This is a genomic window from Mesorhizobium sp. M8A.F.Ca.ET.021.01.1.1 (genome assembly GCF_003998025.1).
Taxonomy (GTDB): Bacteria; Pseudomonadota; Alphaproteobacteria; order Rhizobiales; family Rhizobiaceae; genus Mesorhizobium.
The window spans coordinates 1-3,277 of the sequence record NZ_RZSJ01000653.1; the positions used below are offsets into that span (position 1 = coordinate 1).

At 62.8% G+C, this 3,277-nt stretch carries 3 protein-coding genes and 1 pseudogene; 1 reads left to right on the forward strand and 3 read right to left on the reverse strand.

Annotated elements, in window-relative coordinates; all coding sequences use genetic code 11:
• From EOA36_RS31565 to EOA36_RS31575, 3 genes and pseudogenes are all read right to left on the reverse strand, one after another.
• Nucleotides 1–340 (reverse strand): annotated as a pseudogene (locus tag EOA36_RS31565) (LuxR family transcriptional regulator); the annotation flags it as partial.
• 165 nt (nucleotides 341–505) lie between these two features.
• Nucleotides 506–1,342 (reverse strand): glutathione S-transferase family protein, encoded by an 837-nt coding sequence (locus tag EOA36_RS31570; RefSeq protein WP_245464525.1) that lies wholly within the window; start codon nucleotides 1,340–1,342, stop codon nucleotides 506–508.
• A 38-nt stretch (nucleotides 1,343–1,380) separates the two neighbouring features.
• Nucleotides 1,381–1,962, reverse strand: a complete 582-nt coding sequence (locus EOA36_RS31575) for a VOC family protein (RefSeq protein ID WP_127280777.1) — start codon at nucleotides 1,960–1,962, stop codon at nucleotides 1,381–1,383.
• Nucleotides 1,963–2,296: 334 nt separating this feature from the next.
• On the opposite strand from EOA36_RS31575, the gene EOA36_RS31580 reads away from it, so the two are divergent.
• Nucleotides 2,297–3,184 carry a DMT family transporter gene (locus EOA36_RS31580; RefSeq protein WP_127280778.1) on the forward strand — a complete coding sequence of 296 codons (888 nt, stop codon included), beginning with the start codon at nucleotides 2,297–2,299 and terminating at the stop codon, nucleotides 3,182–3,184.
• Nucleotides 3,185–3,277: the final 93 nt, after the last annotated feature.

Here is a 3,277-nt window from a genome sequence, read left to right on the forward strand (position 1 = left end):
GATTGAAGACGCCCGTTATTTCATCGAAGCTGCCGGAGGGCCCGTAGAATTCGCGATAATAGGGCGTGCGCTGGAAATCGCCGTGGCTGAGAGCCGACAAGGGCAGCAGGAAATCCTGTCTGGTGCTGGCGAACCTCTGAAAGAAGGGATCCTGGCGATAGATGCGCGCATCATAGTCGCGGTTCCAGCGATCGGGTCCGGCATCGTCGATGGTCAGGGACGTTATATCGCGACGATAGAAGCCAACATAGACACGATCCGAGCCAAGCAGCACGCCTGCCGCCGCGCTGAAGCGGGCCGACAAGTCTTCGGGCGTTGCCGCCAGGGCCGCGGCAGCCACGCCACCGCTCCAGCGTTCAAGCCGGTCGAGAGAAAAATTCGACTGCATCCGCGCCCAGACTAACGCAAGCCCCGCCAACTTCAAGCTGGCGGGGAACCGTGACGCCACCGGTGAAATCAGTCGGTGACTGCTTCCGCAGCTCACCGCCCCATCAACGGGTTGGAATCACGCCTTGGCCTGCGACCTCACATGGGCGATGTAGCCGCGCACGTCGCCGGCAGGGCCGGCATAGGCCTTGCCGAGCTTCTTCTCCATCGCCGCCATGTACTCCTTCGCCCATTTGGGCAGGGCGTAGTCGATGACGGCGAGGAATTCGAGGGTCGCCGCCAGGCGGATGTCGGCGATCGACGGGTTCTTGCCACCGATGAACGGCTTGCCGTCGCGGAAGAAGGAATGGAAGACCTCGAGCGGTTCGGCAATGGCGGCGACCGCCGCCTTCTGTGCCTCCGATTTCCTGTCCGGATGGGCGTCGCTGTGACCGACCTCGCCGGCATATTGCGGGAAGCCGAGCGCGGGATAGGTGGCGCGCGCCACATAGGGATAGAGCGTGCCGATCAGATAGAACATGGCGCTGTCTATCATTGCCCGCTTGGCTGGCGCCTTGGGGTAGAACTTCTCCAACCCATGCTTGTTGGAAAGATATTGCATGATGGCACAGCTCTCCCAAAGCACGCCGCGCGGCAGGCCCTTGTCCTCGATCATCGGCGTCAGATGGGCCGGATTGCGCGCCATGTATTCCGGCGAGCGCGTCAGCCCCCACGCATCGGTCTCCGCATGGTCGAGCCCGGCGGCGCGGGCAAAGACGCGAACGGTCATGTTGTTGACGCTCGGCTTCAGCATGCTGATGGTCAGCGCCGGTTTCTTTGCCGGTTTCGCCTTGGCCCTGGCCACCGTCTTGCCGGCGGCTGCCCTTGACGCCGTCTTGGCCGCTGGTTTGGCGGCTGCTTTTGCCGCCGGTTTTGACGCTGGTTTGCCCACCGGCTTGCTTGCGCTCTTCGTCATTGCCTTTGCCACATATTCCTCCCTTGCCTGTTCAGCGCTCAATATGGATTTTTGGGTGCCCGGTCGGCCGACAATGTCGCGCGCGCGCGTTCCACCAGAGCCTGGATGGCGTCAGCCAGATGCACTTCGGCGATGTTGTAGTCGCCACGCGCGACGCGAAGCCTGTGCGCCTCCATCAGCACGTCGGCATGGGTGAAGCCCGCAGGCGGCTCGAAACGATAGGAGGCAAGCTCGATCAGCAGGCCGAGCGGGTCCTCGAAATAGATCGAATCCATGAAGCCGCGATCCTTGACGCCGCTGTGCTTGATGGCGCGCTCGTCGAGCCGGGCGACCGCCTGCAGGAAGGTGACCCGCGACACCGAAAAGGCGATGTGATGAACGCAGCCCGGGTCGGTTGGGGTGCGGCGCTTCACGGCCGTGCGGGTCTCGTCGGTGAAGATGGTGATCAGCCGGCCGTCGCCCGGATCGAAATACAGATGGCTTTCGGTCGGCTTGTCGAGGTTGGGCTGCTCGAAGATGAAAGGCATGCCCAGCACACCTTCCCAGAAATCGATCGAGGTCTGACGGCCGGCACCGACCAGCGTGATGTGATGGACGCCTTGCGACTGCAGTTTCCGCATCGGCCTTCTCCCCCGAAATATCCGCTCTGACATAGGCGGCCCGTCAGGCCGCGCCTGCGCATGCTACATCTGGCATGAGCTGAGCGCCAATTCGCTGTCCGTTCCCCGGCGTTCCGCGCGCCGCCCTTCTCAGGCTTTATGCGACGATGCTAAACCAATCAGCCGGGCCGCGCCAGAAGCCGCATCCGGGACAGGCTGTATTTCGCGCCGCCGCCCCCTGCCCCAAAGGCAAGCGCGGTGCTGGAGCAGCGTCGTGCCGGATTTCGCCCGTATAGCTGGCAGAGCGGAGCCGACAGGGGCCGGAGCCGCCCTCACACAAGCAGGCGCATGCCTTATGGCCGATATCGCCATTCTCGATACACGCGAAAGAGTTCTCGCCGGCATCTTTTTGACCGGCGCCGCCTACTTGCTGTTTTCGACGCAGGATGCCTCGATCAAGCTGCTGGTTGCCGGCATGAGCGTCTGGCAGATCATGTTCTTTCGCAGCATCACAATTCTTGGTGCCTGCGCGGCCATCGGCGGGCGGCGGCTGTTTACCGATACCGTGCGCTCGCCGATTGTGTTGCCAATGCTGGTGCGCAGCGCCTTCACGCTTGCCGCCTGGCTTTGCTATTATAATGCCGCCCGCAGCCTGCAGCTCGCCGAACTGACCACCGTCTATTACGCGGCCCCGATCATCGTCACCGTGCTTTCGGTGGTCCTGCTCGGCGAAAAGGTGCCTGTTTTGCGCTGGCTGGCGGTTCTGATCGGCTTTGCCGGTGTCTTTGTCGCCTGCGATCCCGGCCATCTCGGCCTTTCGGTACCCGTGTTGCTGGTGCTGACGGCGGCCTTCCTGTGGGGCATCGCCATCGTGCTGCTGCGCAAGACGGCCCTTGCCGAGCGCTCGATGATCCAGCTCCTCCTCAACAATTTCAACTTCCTGGTGTTTTCGGCGGTGCCGGCTTTGTTGTGGTGGCATACGCCGGACCCGACACAATTGCTGCTTCTTGCCAGCGTCGGCGCACTCGGCGGCCTGGCGCAATATCTTCTCTTCGAAAGCATGAAGCGGACGCCGGCATCGATCCTGGCGCCCCTCGAATACACCTCCCTGATGTGGGCGTTCGCGCTCGGCTTCGCGATCTGGGGCGACGTGCCACGCCGCGAGGTTTTTCTGGGTGCTGCCCTTATCGTCGCCGCCGGCCTGCTGATCGTCGGCGGCGAGCATTTTCGCAAGAGGCTCTGATGGTCAATGTTGCTGACGCTACGATGTCAGGATGGAGTGGCGTAGTCTCGCGGCATGACTGATGTGACAGCCACCACCGACACTATCGCCGAG